This window comes from Streptomyces sp. NPDC056373, from assembly GCF_042262425.1.
GTDB lineage: Bacteria > Actinomycetota > Actinomycetes > Streptomycetales > Streptomycetaceae > Streptomyces.
In genome coordinates, this window is sequence record NZ_JBHJPX010000019.1 from 93,920 (window position 1) to 108,267 (window position 14,348).

General features: G+C 73.0%; 12 protein-coding genes. 6 read left to right on the forward strand and 6 right to left on the reverse strand.

Annotation, left to right across the window (positions count from 1 at the left end):
* Positions 1–63: 63 nt before the first annotated feature.
* Positions 64–1,899 (reverse strand): phosphatidylglycerol lysyltransferase domain-containing protein, encoded by a 1,836-nt coding sequence (locus tag ACFCXS_RS33395; protein WP_376647103.1) that lies wholly within the window; start codon positions 1,897–1,899, stop codon positions 64–66.
* Between the two features lie 232 nt (positions 1,900–2,131).
* Between ACFCXS_RS33395 and ACFCXS_RS33400 the strand changes: the two genes are divergently transcribed.
* Complete coding sequence (locus ACFCXS_RS33400) at positions 2,132–3,250, forward strand: alpha/beta hydrolase (RefSeq protein WP_376647104.1); 1,119 nt, start codon at positions 2,132–2,134, stop codon at positions 3,248–3,250.
* A gap of 135 nt (positions 3,251–3,385) precedes the next feature.
* Positions 3,386–4,939 (forward strand): hypothetical protein, encoded by a 1,554-nt coding sequence (locus tag ACFCXS_RS33405; RefSeq protein WP_376647105.1) that lies wholly within the window; start codon positions 3,386–3,388, stop codon positions 4,937–4,939.
* A 350-nt stretch (positions 4,940–5,289) separates the two neighbouring features.
* On the opposite strand, the gene ACFCXS_RS33410 is transcribed toward ACFCXS_RS33405, so the two are convergent.
* Together ACFCXS_RS33410 and ACFCXS_RS33415 are read right to left on the reverse strand one after the other, a co-directional pair.
* Positions 5,290–6,642, reverse strand: a complete 1,353-nt coding sequence (locus ACFCXS_RS33410) for a PH domain-containing protein (RefSeq protein ID WP_376647106.1) — start codon at positions 6,640–6,642, stop codon at positions 5,290–5,292.
* Positions 6,639–7,169 carry a PH domain-containing protein gene (locus tag ACFCXS_RS33415; RefSeq protein WP_376647107.1) on the reverse strand — a complete coding sequence of 177 codons (531 nt, stop codon included), beginning with the start codon at positions 7,167–7,169 and terminating at the stop codon, positions 6,639–6,641. Before ACFCXS_RS33415 ends, ACFCXS_RS33410 begins: the two co-directional genes overlap by 4 nt.
* 31 nt (positions 7,170–7,200) lie before the next feature.
* Between ACFCXS_RS33415 and ACFCXS_RS33420 the strand changes: the two genes are divergently transcribed.
* Complete coding sequence (locus tag ACFCXS_RS33420) at positions 7,201–8,352, forward strand: NADH-quinone oxidoreductase subunit D (RefSeq protein WP_376647108.1); 1,152 nt, start codon at positions 7,201–7,203, stop codon at positions 8,350–8,352.
* A 24-nt stretch (positions 8,353–8,376) separates the two neighbouring features.
* Here ACFCXS_RS33420 and ACFCXS_RS33425 read toward each other — a convergent pair whose 3' ends face one another.
* The gene (locus ACFCXS_RS33425) at positions 8,377–9,387 is read right to left on the reverse strand and encodes an SAM-dependent methyltransferase (RefSeq protein WP_376647109.1); all 1,011 of its coding nucleotides are present in this window, start codon (positions 9,385–9,387) and stop codon (positions 8,377–8,379) included.
* A 118-nt stretch (positions 9,388–9,505) separates the two neighbouring features.
* Between ACFCXS_RS33425 and ACFCXS_RS33430 the strand changes: the two genes are divergently transcribed.
* On the forward strand, positions 9,506–10,699 hold the full coding sequence (locus ACFCXS_RS33430) for a sensor histidine kinase (protein ID WP_376647110.1): 1,194 nt from the start codon (positions 9,506–9,508) through the stop codon (positions 10,697–10,699).
* 111 nt (positions 10,700–10,810) lie between these two features.
* Entirely contained in the window at positions 10,811–11,479 is a 669-nt protein-coding gene (locus ACFCXS_RS33435; RefSeq protein WP_376647111.1) for a response regulator, read from the forward strand.
* Positions 11,480–11,539: 60 nt separating this feature from the next.
* On the opposite strand, the gene ACFCXS_RS33440 is transcribed toward ACFCXS_RS33435, so the two are convergent.
* Positions 11,540–12,646: a DUF5937 family protein gene (locus ACFCXS_RS33440; protein ID WP_376647112.1), complete on the reverse strand. Its 1,107-nt coding sequence runs from the start codon at positions 12,644–12,646 to the stop codon at positions 11,540–11,542.
* 158 nt (positions 12,647–12,804) lie between these two features.
* Between ACFCXS_RS33440 and ACFCXS_RS33445 the strand changes: the two genes are divergently transcribed.
* A complete protein-coding gene (locus tag ACFCXS_RS33445) occupies positions 12,805–13,005 on the forward strand; it encodes a hypothetical protein (RefSeq protein WP_376647113.1) in 201 nt (66 codons plus the stop codon).
* A 77-nt stretch (positions 13,006–13,082) separates the two neighbouring features.
* Here ACFCXS_RS33445 and ACFCXS_RS33450 read toward each other — a convergent pair whose 3' ends face one another.
* Positions 13,083–14,264, reverse strand: a complete 1,182-nt coding sequence (locus ACFCXS_RS33450; protein WP_376647114.1) for a threonine aldolase family protein — start codon at positions 14,262–14,264, stop codon at positions 13,083–13,085.
* Positions 14,265–14,348 lie beyond the last annotated feature (84 nt).

The following is a 14,348-nucleotide window of genomic DNA, read 5'->3' on the forward strand; positions in this document are numbered from 1 at the left end:
GTAGGCCCCGGCGGGGGCCGTCCGGGGCTGCGGCCCGGGCGACGGCCCCGGGCGGAGGAGGGGTCATGCCGCCCGGACGTCGCGTTCGGCCGTGGTGGCGTGGGCGCAGGGGCGGGGGGTGGCCAGGCGCCGCCGGCGCAGGAAGCGCGGCAGGGGGAGGGCGAGGTTGACGAAGCCCTCGGCCTGCATGGCGGCGAAGCCGATCCGGGGCAGGTCGGCGGGGGCGCGGTAGACGACGAAGCGGGGCTCCCAGCGCGGCTGGAACTTGGCGTTGAACTTGTAGAGGGACTCGATCTGGAACCAGCGGGAGAGGAAGACCAGCAGTCCGCGCCAGGCGCGCAGCACCGGGCCGGCGCCGATCTTCTCGCCGCGGGCGAGGGCCGCGCGGAACATGGCGAAGTTGAGGGAGACGCGCACGACGCCGAACCTGGGTGCCGCCTGGAGGGCGGCGACGATGAGCAGTTCGTTCATGCCGGGGTCGGCCGAGCGGTCGCGGCGCATCAGGTCCAGGGAGGCGCCGTCGGTGCCCCACGGCACGAAGTGCAGGATCGCCTTCAGGTCGCCGTAGGGGCCCGGGTGGTCGTCCTGTTTGTGGGCGGTGGCGATGAGGCAGTCGCCGTCGGCGGGGTCACCGACGCGGCCGAGTGCCATGGAGAAGCCGCGTTCGGTGTCGGTGCCGCGCCAGTCGTCGGCGGCGTGGCGGATGCGCTCCAGCTCGGCCTCGCCGAGGTCACGGACACGTCGTACCCGGGTTTCGTAACCGGCGCGCTCGATGCGCTTGACCATCTGGCGCACGTTGCGCATCGCGCGGCCGGCGAGGGAGAAATCCGCGACGTCCACCACCGCCTCGTCGCCCAGTTCGAGGGCGTCGAGCCCGGTCTCGCGGGTCCACACCTCGCCGCCGGTCTCGGAGCAGCCCATGACGGCGGGGGTCCAGGAGTGGGCCCTGGCCTCGTCCATGAACCGTTCGATGGCGCCGGGCCAGGCCTCGACGTCGCCGATCGGGTCGCCGCTGGCGAGCATCACGCCGGAGACGACGCGGTAGGTGACGGCCGCCTTGCCGCTGGGGGAGAAGACGACGGCCTTGTCGCGGCGCAGTGCGAAGTGGCCGAGGGAGTCGCGGCGTCCGTGCTTGTCCAGCAGGGCGCGCAGCGCGGCCTCGTCCTCCTCGGTGAGCTGTGCGGCCGGGTGCTCGGGGCGGAAGGCCAGGTAGATGGTGGTGACGGCGGTGAGCAGGCCGAGGGCGCCGAGGGAGAAGGCGACGGTCCATGAGGTGTCGCCCCGGTAGTCGACGGGGCCTTCGAAGCCGAACAGGCCGTAGATGACGTGGGTGATGCGGTCGGCGAGGCTGGGGTCGCCGATGATGCGCCCGCTGTGGACGCTGACGACGAGCAGCCCGAGCGCGAGCGAACCGGCGCTCATGAGGACGAAGTTGGCGAGGGCCTTCCAGCGGCTGCGCGGGTCGGGCAGGGCGTTGAACTGGTCGCGGTGGCGCAGCAGGGGCGCCAGCAGGACCAGGGAGATCAGCACGCCCACGAGCGAGTGCCGGTAGGTGAACTGGGCGACGGCACCGGCGGGCAGGAGTGCCACCGCGGCCCGCCAGGCCCGGCGCTTGCCGCGCTTGAGGCCGTGGGCGAGGAGGAGCAGCAGCACGCCGGTGCTGAGGGAGAGGGCGGCCGCGAACGGGCCGAGGGCGCCGGGCAGGACCTCGGCGATGGCGTGCATCCTGCTGTGCCGGAAGCGGGGGAAGACGCCCGCGGCGATGTCCAGGGCGCCCACCAGGGCGCAGGCTCTGCCGACGAGGACGGGGACGGCCTCGGGACGTGGCCCGCGTGTTATCCGGCTCAGCCGGCCCGGGCGGGACGCATCGCTGTTGCGACGCGGAACCTCACCCGACATTTCCTCATCTGTCCTGACAGACATCGCATCCCGTAGTTCTGCGAGAGACCTTGGATCCGGTGCCGATTCGGGCATCCGGCGACATTGCGCCCTCTAGGACGGTGTCTCGGGGAGAGAGGTTCACTCCCCATGTCAAAGCCGTTTCAAAGGCCGAGGAAAGTCCGGGACAAGCCCTTGCGAAGGAGTGCGGGGGTACGGGTCCGGACGGAGAGCGCGGACAGGTGACCGACCCATGGGTCTGACGAGCAACGAGGTGCTGGCGCTGGCCGTGCTGTCCGCCGTGCTGCTGTTCGCCGGCACGGTCTGGCTGTGGCCGCGGCTGGCCCGGCGCGGCCTGCGTGCCGTGAGCGGGCGGATCGCCCTGCTGCTGGGCACCCAGGTGGCGCTGTTCGCCGCGGTGGGCCTGATGGCCAACCAGTCCTTCGGGTTCTACGCGAGCTGGGCGGACCTGTTCGGGCAGGAGAAGGACCAGGGCGTGGTCGTCGACCACCTGCCGGACGGGGGCCCGCTGGAGGTGGTCGGCTCGCGCCGGGTGCCAGGGGCGGGCCGTGCGCTGCCGCAGGCCGGCGGCCGGATCCAGCGGGTCGACATCGTGGGCCGTACGACGCGCATCGCCTCGCCCGCGTACGTCTATCTGCCGCCGGAGTACTTCCAGCCGCGGTACCGCACCCACCGGTTTCCCACCGCCGTCGTGCTGACGGGTTATCCGGGCACGGCGTCGGCGCTGGTGGAGAAGCTCCGCTATCCGCGTACGGCTCTGGAACTGGCCCGGGCGGGCCGGGCGAAGCCGATGATCCTCGTGATGTTGCGGCCGACGGTGGCGCCGCCCCGGGACACGGAGTGCGTCGACATCCCGGGCGGTCCGCAGACGGAGTCGTTCTTCGCGAAGGATCTCCCCGACGCGTTGCGCACGCACTACAGGGTGGCCGAAAAGCCGGGCGGTCTGGGCATCATCGGCAACTCCACGGGGGGTTACTGCGCGTTGAAGATCGCCCTGCACCATCCCGGTGTGTACGGCGCCGGGGCCGGTCTGTCGGCTTACTACAAGGCGCCGATCGACGCCACGACAGGCGATCTGTTCCAGGGCGACAAGACGCTGCGCAATCGCGCGGACCTGCGGTGGTACCTCGCGCACGAGCCCGCTCCGGATACGTCCCTGCTGGTCAGCAGCAGCAAGCAGGGAGAGACCAACTACCGGGACACACTGAGGTTCATCGAGCGGGTGGAGGGCACCGGGCGGACGCGGATCTCGTCGATCATCCTCGAAAGCGGCGGGCACAACTTCAACACCTGGCGGCGCGAGATTCCGGCGGCGCTGGAGTGGATGAGCGGGCGGCTGATCGAACCCTGAAAACGATCTTGAGAATTGGGTGAGCGATCGATTCCGGTTGTCCCCGAGTTCTGAAGTGATGTGAACGTTTCGGTACGGCTTTGTTTTTGCGGGGTGGCTCACCATGATTCGCCTACGCGCGGTAAGTTTCTGGCCATGCCACGTGGACGTCACCGCCATTCCCCGCCCCTGCACAGGATGCTGCCCCCGTCGGCGATCGCAGGCGTCTCCCTCGTCTGCGCCCTGGGACCCTGGGTGTTCACGGAGCCGATGGTGCTCCGCGGTCTGGCCGCCGCCGCGGCGGCGACGGCGGTCATCGGGGCGGTCGTGCTACGCCGTTGGGACACCCAGGCGGGCAAGCGCGTCGCCGACCTCACGCGCGCGCGTGCGAGCGACGAGTGGCGCTTCGAGGAACGCGTGGCCGAACTGGAGGCCGACATCGAGGAGTCGCGCGAGCTGCGCGGAAAGCTGGAGCAGCGGCTGCGCGCCAAGCGCACGGAACTGGCCGGACTGCGCAACGAGCACGCCGCACTGCTGCGCCGGTACGCCACGGCGGAGGCGGAGCGGGCGAGCGTCCTGGAGGACCGTCGCGTTCTGGAGATAGAGGCGACCGCTCCGGTCCGGGCCGCGCTGCCGGCGGGGGCGTCGGACGCGGTGGAGGCTTCGCCGGAGCCGGACGAGGCGACTGCCGCGACTGCCGCGCCTGGCGCTCTCGGCGTGGAGGAGCAGCCCGCGGTGCCCGCCGTGTTCTCGCCGGAGGGCTCCCGGCTGTTCCTGCGGGCCGCGGCCGCACTCGCCCGGTTCGACGGTGAGACGGTCCCGGACCCGGACGGCGGCGGCGACGGCGACGGTGACGGCGTGCCGAAGGGCGAGGACAAGGACGGGGACGAGGGCGAGGGCGCGGAGGCCGCGCAGGAGTCGAAGCGGGAGCAGGGGGACCAGCGGGAGCAGGCGCGCGAGGACGAGGCACGGGAGCGGTCCGAGGCGGCCGACGGCCACGAGCGCGCAGCGGCCGAAACGGCTGTTCCGGCGGCTGCGGCCGCCGTGAAGGGCGGCGGGCCCTCCGTGTCGGCCGACGAGGCTACCGGGAAGGCCGGCGAGGCTTCCGGGAAGGCCGGCGAGACCGGGACAGGGCAACTCCCGGAGTCCGCACGGCCCGAGCAGTCGCTTCCGGCCGAACGGCCCGTCAGCTCCGGCCGGTCCGTGCGTCCCGAGCAGTCGCTTCCGGCCGAACGGCCCGTCAGCTCCGGCCGGTCCGTGCGTCCCGAGCAGTCGGCCCGGGCCGGACAGTCCGTCAGCCCCGAGCAGTCCGTCAGCCCCGAGCAGCTGGTCAGCCCCGAGCAGTCCGCCCGGGCCGAGCAGCCCGTCCGTACCGAGCAGCCCGCGGGGCGGCTCCCCGGGCACTACACCGTCCCGACCGCGGTGGCCGTTCCGCCGCAGTCGCCGGTGCGGCGTCCGCCGACCGGGGGCGGGTTCGACTTCTTCGGCACGAAGGCCGGTACGTCCCGCGCTGCCCTGGAGGCCGTGCAGAACGAGGACCTCGCCGATGTCGTCGGCCAGGAGGCGCTCGCCCTGCACAAGGCCGAGACCGAGGCCCGCTACAAGCCGGCCGACGAGGAGTCTCGCGGCATCGGCCAGGTCATCGACCTGACGGCGCACGACGAGACCGAGCAGATCGACGTACAGGGACTGCGCAGCGCGGTGTCCTGAGACCTGTGCCGACGAAGGGCCCCTCGGCTGCGGCCGGGGGCCCTTCGCTGTTTCCCGCGGTCACGCCACCCAGCCCGTCCCGCGGTCACGCCACCCAGCCCGTCCCGCGGTCACGCCACCCAGCCCTTCCCGCGGGCGCCAACCGGCCCTTCCCGCGGGCGCCAACCGGCCCTTCCCGCGGGCGCCAACCGGCCCTTCCCGGGGTCGCCAACCGGCCCTTCCCGGGGTCGCCAACCGGCCCTTCCCGGGGTCGCCCGAAGCGGCCCCTCCCGCGGTCACCGAACCGGCTCTTCCCGGCTTCACCCCATCCGGCTTTCCCTCAGGGTCAGGTCATCCGGCTTTCCCCAGGGTCAGGCCATCCAGCGGTCCGGTCGTGCGTCCCTGCGCCCCGTACGGGAACGCTCCGCCTGTGCCGCCAGCAGCTCGCGCGCCTCACCGGCGTCCCGCAGCCGGGCCCGCACCGTCTTGTTCGCGCCGGTGTCCACACACACGTCGGCGACGCCCCGGGCCCGCTCCCACGGCCCCTGCGTCATCCGCACGCTCTGCACCTTGGCGTGCGGCACCAGCGCCAGGCTCCGTCGCAGCAGCCCGGACCGGGCCGCGAACACCGCGTCCGTGACGGCGAGTCCGTACCCGCGCCACCACAGCGGCACGCACCAGCGGGCACGGCGCGGCGACGGCGACAGGGCCGCGGGCCCCGGCACGCTCACCCCCGGCAGCACGAGCGCGACGACATCCTCGGCGATCTCGCGCGGAGCGACCGGCACCAGCACGGAGTTGGACGAACCTGCGACGTCCAGCTCCACCCGCACCCAGCCGTGCCGCCGCCACAGCAGCGGCTCCACGATCCGCACCGTCTGCACGCGCCCCGGCGGCACCGTCTCGTGGGCCCGGTCCAGCAGCCCGTGGTCGATGCGCAGCCCGTCGGGCGACTCGCCCACCGTCCAGTCGTACTCGGCGACGAACCGTCCCACGCTGCTCGCGCCCGCCGCGCCCAGCAACGGCAGGGCGACCGCGAGGATCGTCCACAGGCTGTGGGTGAGCAGCCACAGCACCGGCGGGACGACGAGCGCCGCGGCCAGTGACATCCAGGTGGCGCCCGTCAGCACCAGCGACAGGGCGAGCACGCCCGGCGGCACCCGCAGCAGCTGCCGGGACGGGGCCTCGCCGACCTCGTGCGCGGTCTCGGGTGCGAAACCGGCCGCCCGGGCGAGCAGTTCGGCCCGCAGCGCCCGTGCCTCGTCGGCGCCGAGGAAGGCCAGTTCGTCCTTCTTGTCGGTGCCTATGACATCGATCTTGAGCTTGGAGACACCCGCGACCCGGGCCAGCAGCGGCTGGGTGATGTCGACGGCCTGGATCCGCTCCAGCCGGATGTGCGCGGTGCGCCGGAAGACGAGCCCGGTACGGATGCGCAGTTCGGTCCCGGTCACCGCGAAGTGCGTGAACCACCAGGAGCAGAAGCCGTAGAGGGCCGCGGCCGGGACGAGCACCGCGAGGCCGATCAGCAGCGTGGTCGTGGTCAGCCGGGTCAGATGGCGCTGCGCCCCGTCCGGGTCGTGCACGGCCCAGCCGATGACCACGGCGACCGGTGCCCAGGCGCGGCGCAGCGGTGTGACGGGGTGCAGCCGCCGCTCGGTCACCTCGGCGGCGGATCCCGAGGCCTCGGCCGCCCCTGAGGCCTCGGCGGCCTCCGGCGCCGTCACAGCCCCGCCGACCGGGCTTCGCCCAGCTCGGTGAGCCGGTCGCGCAGCCGTTCCGCCTCGGCCGGGTCCAGACCCGGGATGGTCGCGTCGGTGGCCGCGGCGGCCGTGTGCAGCTGCACGCTGGCCAGCCCGAAGTGCCGCTCGACGGGCCCGGACGTGACCTCGACCAGCTGCATCCGCCCGTACGGCACGACCGTCTCCTCGCGCCACAGCACGCCCCGGCTGATCAGCAGGTCGTCGGCCCGCTCGGCGTACCGCCAGGAACGCCAGTTGCGCTCGATCATCACCCAGCCCCAGGCCAGCAGGACCAGCGGCGGCAGGGCGAAGGCGGCCCAGGCGGGACCCGCCAGCAGCCCCGGCAGCAGCCCGGCGGCCAGGGCGATCAGCCCCAGCCACACGACCAGCAGCAACCGGCGCATCCTCAGCAGCCCGGGCGGCAGCGCGATCCACACCGGCTCACCCCCGGCCGCCACGGCCGTGCCCTGTGTCCCGTCCGGCCCCACCTCGTGCGGACTCCCCGTATCCATGGGGCCAGCGTACGTAGGAGAGACTGTGTTCATGACTCCTACGACGGAGACCATGGTCGGAATCGGCGGCGCCGCGGAGAGCACCGACATGGTGCTCAACATCGGGCCGCAGCACCCGTCCACCCATGGTGTGCTGCGGCTGAAGCTCGTCCTGGACGGCGAGCGCATCAGGAGCGCGGAGCCGGTGATCGGCTACATGCACCGCGGCGCGGAGAAGCTGTTCGAGGCGCGCGACTACCGCCAGATCATCATGCTCGCCAACCGCCACGACTGGCTGTCGGCGTTCTCCAACGAGCTGGGCGTGGTCCTCGCCGTGGAGCGGATGCTCGGCATGGAGGTCCCCGAGCGCGCGGTGTGGCTGCGCACACTGCTCGCCGAGCTGAACCGGGTGCTCAACCACCTGATGTTCCTCGGCTCGTACCCGCTGGAACTCGGCGGGATCACGCCGATCTTCTACGCCTTCCGGGAGCGCGAGGAGCTCCAGCACGTCATGGAGGAGATCTCCGGCGGCCGGATGCACTACATGTTCAACCGCGTGGGCGGCCTCAAGGAGGACCTGCCGGCCGGGTGGACCACGCGCGCGCGTGCCTCGGTCGCCGACGTGCGCTCCAGGATGGACCGCTTCGACGACCTGGTGCTCGGCAACGAGATCTTCCGGGGCCGCACCCGGGGCGTCGGCACCCTCACCGCCGAGGCCGTGCACGCCTACGGGGTGAGCGGGCCGATCGGGCGCGCCTCGGGCGTCGACTTCGACCTGCGCCGGGACGAGCCGTACCTCGCCTACGGCGATCTCCAGGACACCCTGAAGGTGGTCACCAGGCAGGAGGGCGACTGCCTCGCCCGCTTCGAGTGCCTCCTGGAGCAGACGCACAACGCGCTCGACCTGGCGGACGCCTGCCTCGACCGGCTTGCCGAGCTGCCGCCCGGGCCGGTCAACCAGCGGCTCCCGAAGGTCCTGAAGGCGCCCGAGGGACACACCTACGCCTGGACCGAGAACCCGCTCGGCATCAACGGCTACTACCTCGTCAGCAAGGGCGAGAAGACCCCGTACCGGCTGAAGCTGCGCTCGGCGTCGTACAACAACATCCAGGCGCTGACGGAGCTGCTGCCGGGGACGCTGGTCGCGGACATGGTGGCGATCCTGGGGTCGATGTTCTTCGTGGTCGGGGACATCGACAAGTAGGGGCTCACTCGGAGAGTGCGGGGCTCACCCCGGGAACGGGCCGGGGATCCCGACCGGCTGCACCAGCCAGCCGAAGTCGCCGAGACCGCCCGCAGCGGTGAGCTCTGCGGCCTCACCGGCGCTCGCGAGGGCGCGTACGTACCCGGCGGGGTCGGTGGAGGCCAGCGACAACGGTGGGCGGGCGCCGGTCACGTCCAGGGCGTGCAGCGCCTCGCGCTGGGGGAGCACCCGTCCGCCGGGCAGGGCGCACGCGTCCAGGGCGACATGGGCCGTGATGTCGCAGGAGCCGTCCGGGACGGGTGTGGTCCCGCGGCCCTCCCGGAACCCCGTCAGCGTGCCGAACGGCGGGCGGGTGCCGACCGTGTGCGCGTAGTCCACGGCCACGGCGAGCCCCCGCCGCAGCGTCGCGACCGCGGCGGCCCAGGCCTCGTCCCGGGGCAGACCGATCTCGGCGCGCAGCCCCTCCTCGCCGGGCAGCGGCCACCACCGCTCCAGCCACCGCGCCGACGCCCCGCCAACCGGCTCCCCGAGCCGCTCGGTCCCGTCCTCGCGGACCATGACCAGCCGGGCCACGCCCGCGGCGTCCACCTCCACGACCTCCACGGGCACGTTGTCCAGCCACTCGTTGGCGAACAGCAGCCCGGTCGTCCCCTCCGGGGGCGCGGCCAGCCACTCGATCCGGTGATCGAGCCCCGCGGGCCGCTCGGCGATCTCGACGGCGTACGCGCGCGTCCGTGCCGCCACATCGGCGGGGAGCGCGGCCAGCACCCCGCCCGTCAGCTCCCCCCGCCCGGCCGCCATGTCGACGAAGTCCAGCACCGCGGGCCGCCCCAGCGCCTCGTCGACCCGGCACAGCAGCCGGGCCACGGCCCCCGCGAACAGCGGCGAGGCGTGTACGGAGGTCCGGAAATGCCCGGCCGGTCCCTCCGCGCGCCGGTAGAAGCCCCCCGGCGCGTACAGGGCGTCCTGCGCCGCGGCACGCCACCCGCGCCACTCGTGCCGCCCGTTCCGCTCGTCCCTCGTGCCTGCCGTCACCGGGCCAGGCTATGTGGACACAACGAACGCAACTCCACCTTGCGGAGTATGCGCGCCCGGTGCGGATCGGCCCTCCGGTTGACCCCTGCACCTGTCGCGCTTGCCTACGCTGGGTTACGTGCAGCGCCTCTATGACTTCCTCCGCAGGCACCCGACGTGGGTCGACGGCACCTGGGCCGTCGTTCTCCTCGGGATTTCGGTGCTGGGCGGGGCGGCGGGCCGGCGGGTCGGCCCCTGGTCCGTGGTCGTTCCGATCACGGTGCTGCTGAGCCTGGTGGTCGCGTTGCGCCGCCGGATGCCGGAGAAGATGCTGCTGCTCGCGGCGGCGGTCGGCGTGGCCCAGCTGGTCACCGACGTCGCGATCCTGCCCGCCGACTTCGCCATGCTGGTGATCGTCTACACCGTCGCGGTGGAAGGGACCCGCTGGGCCTCCCGCTTCGCACTGGTCACCGGCCTGTGCGCGGCCCCTCTGGCGCAGCTGCGCTGGTCGAACGAGCAGACGGGGATCGCGGGCGACATCGCCCTGGCGGTCCTCCAGACCGTCCCCTTCGCCCTCGCCTGGGTGCTCGGCGACTCCATCCGCACCCGCCGCGCCTACTTCGCCCAGCTGGAGGAGAGGGCCGCCCGCCTGGAGAAGGAGCGCGAGGCACAGTCCAAGGTCGCCGTCGCCGCCGAACGGGCCCGGATCGCACGCGAGTTGCACGACGTCGTCGCGCACAACGTCTCGGTGATGGTGGTCCAGGCCGACGGTGCCGCCTACGTCCTGGACGCCGCGCCCGACCAGGCGAAGAAGGCCCTGGAGACCATCTCCTCCACCGGCCGCCAGGCCCTCGCCGAGATGCGCCGCCTGCTCGGCGTACTGCGCACCGGCGAACACCAGGAGGCCGGCGAGTACGTGCCGCAGCCCGACGTCCAGCAGATCGAGGACCTCGTCGAGCAGTGCCGCGGACACGGACTGCCCGTCGACTTCAAGATCGAGGGCACGCCCCGCCCGCTGCCCAGCGGCGTCGAGCTCACCGCCTACCGCATCGTGCAGGAGGCGCTCACCAACACCCGCAAGCACGGCGGGCCCAACGCGGGCGCGAGCGTGCGGCTGGTCTACTTCGACGACGGCCTCGGCCTGCTCGTCGAGGACGACGGCAAGGGCGCCCCGCACGAGCTGTACGAGGAGGGCGGCTTCGACGGGCAGGGCCACGGACTGATCGGCATGCGCGAGCGGATCGGTATGGTCGGCGGCACCCTGGACGCGGGCCCGCGCCCGGGCGGAGGATTCCGCATCAGTGCCCTGCTGCCCCTCAAACCCGCGCACTGACACCGCCGCACGCCCCTCGCTGACACCTGTAACGATCAGTCACGACCCCTGTGACGACCTGTCACGACCCCTGTGACGCCCCCAGTGACGAACCGACTTGGAAGAGGCCCGATGACGATCCGCGTGATGCTCGTCGACGACCAGGTGCTGCTGCGCACCGGGTTCCGGATGGTGCTCGCCGCCCAGCCGGACATGGAGGTCGTGGCGGAGGCGGGCGACGGCGTCGAGGCCCTCCAGGAACTGCGGACGACCGAGGTCGACGTGGTGCTGATGGACGTCCGCATGCCGAAGCTCGACGGGGTGGAGACCACCCGCCGGATCTGTGCGGACACCGACCCGCCGAAGGTGCTCATCCTGACCACCTTCGACCTCGACGAGTACGCCTTCTCCGGGCTGAAGGCGGGTGCCTCCGGCTTCATGCTCAAGGACGTCCCGCCGGCCGAGCTCCTGACCGCGATCAGGGCCGTGCACAGCGGGGACGCGGTCGTCGCACCCTCCACCACCCGGCGTCTGCTGGACCGCTTCGCACCGATGCTGCCGGGCACCCAGAAGCCCCAGCACAAGGAGCTCGAGCGGCTCACCGACCGTGAGCGGGAGGTCATGGTGCTGGTCGCGCAGGGCCTGTCCAACGGCGAGATCGCGGCGCGGCTGGTGCTGTCCGAGGCGACCGTGAAGACGCACGTGGGCCGCATCCTGACCAAGCTCGGGCTCAGGGACCGGGTGCAGGTCGTGGTGCTGGCCTACGAGACGGGGCTGGTGCGGGCCGGCGGCCACGGCTGACCCGGCCGTGCAGACGCGACGGCGGTGGCCCCACCGCGCTGATCCGTCGGCGCGGGCCGGTCACCTGAGGATCCCTTCCAGGAACTCGCTGCCGAGCCGGGCCACCACCGTCACGTCCAGCTGGTGCAGCACGTAGCGGCCGCGGCGGCGGGTCGTGATCAGGCCCGCCTTCTTCAGCACGGCCAGATGCCGGGATATCTCCGGGGCCGTCATGCCGAGCACCTGCGCCAGCTCGCTGGTGGTGTGCGCGCTGCGGGCCAGGTGGCGGCACATCCGCATCCGCACCGGATGGGACAGCGCTGTCATCCGCAGGGCCAGCTGTTCGACCGTCTGCGGTGCGGCGAGCTCCGGGGAGCCCACCGGGTAGTGCAGCACCGGCTGCCAGCCGTACCGGTGCAGGACCATCAGATGCGGCCAGCCGAGACTCGTCGGGACGAGCAGCAGACCGCCGTCGCCCGTGGCCGTACGGCCGTCGCCCAGCTTGTCGACCGTGATCCGGGTGCCGGCGGCGTCGAGCGTGATCGCCGGCGACACCGCGGCCAGCCCCTCGGCCAGGCCCTTGCGCCGCAGCAGGTCCGTCTTGTGCCGGGCGTCGGCCGCGAGCTGGTGGCGCAGCCGGGCCCAGGCCTCCGCGAAGAAGGCCTCGTCGCAGTCCCGCAGGAACTGCCGCAGCCAGGCCCGGATCCTGGGCGGGTCCGCCAGCAGCCGCTCACCGAACTGCAGTTGCCGCGGGCCGCGCGCGGCGGCCAGCTCCAGTGCCCGGCGGTGGGTCTCCGGGTCGGTCAGCGCCGTCTTCGAGTCTTCGCCGTAGCCGGTGCCACAGGTGAACTCCATTGCCGCGTCCACGAACTGCTCGTCGGACAGCTTGTCGAGCTGGTCCAGCTCCTCGGCGAGGGTCGCGCCCGGGAGCGTGCGCCGGTCCGGCAGCCCCGCCCAGGGCAGGAACAGGTCCGAGAACGTCGTCCGCCACAGGAAGTCCGCCTCGCACATCCGGTCGGCCAGATGCGGGTCGAGCCGGGCCGTCACCCCCGTCACCCAGCCCTGCAGGCCCGGATGGTGGGCCGGTTCGGACAGCGCGTGCAGGGCCATGCCGAGCTCGGCCAGGGGCGACGGCACGACGGCGACCGCCTCGGGCCGCAGCCCCTCGATGTCGATGTGCACGCTCATGCCCTCATGGTGCACCCGGCCACCGACAACGCCCCGTCGATTGACGAGCCTGGTCAATCGACGCGACGCCGTCGCCGGTTCGCACGCACGGTGGGACCACCGGGGCACCCGCGGAGCCTTCGGACCTCCATCACCCCGTCCCGCAGAGGCGATTCACCATGAGCATCACGCAGCAGTACCTCCTCGACAGCCACCGCGCCCGGTCCCTCGGCGAGCCCGGCCCGCCCGCCCCCGGTACCGAAGACTGGAAGGTCGTGCGGGAGTGGCGCGACGCACGGCACTTCCGTGCCGCCCTCGCGGGCCGCCCGGTCCGCCACCGCCTCCGGGACGTCCTGGGGCGGTCGCGGTGGCCTGCCTGACCTGCTCCGGGACGCCCTGGGGCGGTCGCGGTGGCCTGCCTGACCTGCTCCGGGACGCCCTGGGCGGTTGCGGGGCCCTACCTGACCTGCTCCGGCAGCCGGGCCACGAACTCCGCCACCGCCGCCTTCACGTCCTCGGCACTCCACTCCAGCCCGTCGGCCCGCACATGCACCTCCGTGAGCGCCAGTCCGGGGCCGCCCCGGTCCCAGCCGTTGCCGAACAGGGCGACCCCCGTCTCCTCGGCCATGCGGACCGCCGTCTCCCCGAGGACGTCCGCCTCGTACGGCAGCCACACCTGGAAGTCGTGGGTGTGCGGCACCTCCGGGTGCACACGCGCCCACGGCACCCCGGCCGCCGTGAACGCCTCACGCATCGAGGCGGCCACCACGCGCGCGTGGGCCACGTACTCCGGCAGCCGGGGCAGCTGCCGCTCCAGCCCGACCAGCGCCGACAGCACCGTGGGGAACTGCTGGAAGACCGTCCCGCCGTACCGGTGCCGCCAGGTCTTCGCCTCCTCGACGAGCTCCCTCGGACCCGCGAGCGCCGCACCGCCGAAAGCCTCCAGGGCCTTGTAGAACGACACGTAGACGCTGTCGGCCAGGCCCGCGATCTCCTCCAGCGGACGGCCGAAGTGGACGGTGGACTCCCACAGGCGGGCCCCGTCGAAGTGCACCACCGCGTCCCGTTCCCGCGCGGCCTCGACGACCGCGGTGAGCTCCTCCCAGGCGGGCAGCACGAAACCGGCGTCCCTGAGGGGCAGTTCCAGCATCAGCGCCCCGAACGGCTCCTCGAAGTCGCGCACCTCGGCGGCGGTCGGCAGCCGCGGCTCGTCCGTCAGCCGCACCGGACGCAGCCGGCCGACCTCGCTGAACGCGTTCCGCTCGTGCACCTCGGGATGGCTGAGCGCGTGCAGGGCGACGGTCGGGTTCCCGGTGCGGCCCGCCCAGCAGCGCAAGGCCACCTGCTGGGCCATCGTGCCCGTCGGGAAGAACGCGGCCGCCTCGGTGCCGAGCAGCCCGGCGACCTTCGTCTCCAGCACCTCGACGACACCGTCGCCGTACACGTCGGACAACTGGTCGAGGTCGTGGACGGCCGCCGCCTCCTCCAGCAGCGCCAGGCGCTCCCGGAGGCTCCGGTGGAAGCCGAAGCGCGCGAACACGCGCCGGGCCCCGTGATGGGCGGCCAGCCGCCGTGCGCGCAGCCGCGCGACCCGGTCCTCGTCCGTCACCCGGTCCTCGCGTTCCGCCGTATCGCTCATGCCCCGGATCCTGCCCCGCGCGCGGGCGGCAGGGCATCCGCATTTCCGGACGCCCTGCCGGGAATGCCGCACGGGCATGCACAG

Coding starts and splice junctions, on each gene's coding strand:
- ACFCXS_RS33395 (WP_376647103.1), bottom strand. CDS start 1,899: ATGTCGGGTGAGGTTCCGCGTCGCAACAGCGATGCGTCCCGCCCGGGC.
- ACFCXS_RS33400 (WP_376647104.1), top strand. CDS start 2,132: ATGGGTCTGACGAGCAACGAGGTGCTGGCGCTGGCCGTGCTGTCCGCC.
- ACFCXS_RS33405 (WP_376647105.1), top strand. CDS start 3,386: ATGCCACGTGGACGTCACCGCCATTCCCCGCCCCTGCACAGGATGCTG.
- ACFCXS_RS33415 (WP_376647107.1), bottom strand. CDS start 7,169: ATGGATACGGGGAGTCCGCACGAGGTGGGGCCGGACGGGACACAGGGC.
- ACFCXS_RS33420 (WP_376647108.1), top strand. CDS start 7,201: ATGACTCCTACGACGGAGACCATGGTCGGAATCGGCGGCGCCGCGGAG.
- ACFCXS_RS33435 (WP_376647111.1), top strand. CDS start 10,811: ATGACGATCCGCGTGATGCTCGTCGACGACCAGGTGCTGCTGCGCACC.
- ACFCXS_RS33440 (WP_376647112.1), bottom strand. CDS start 12,646: ATGAGCGTGCACATCGACATCGAGGGGCTGCGGCCCGAGGCGGTCGCC.
- ACFCXS_RS33445 (WP_376647113.1), top strand. CDS start 12,805: ATGAGCATCACGCAGCAGTACCTCCTCGACAGCCACCGCGCCCGGTCC.
- ACFCXS_RS33450 (WP_376647114.1), bottom strand. CDS start 14,264: ATGAGCGATACGGCGGAACGCGAGGACCGGGTGACGGACGAGGACCGG.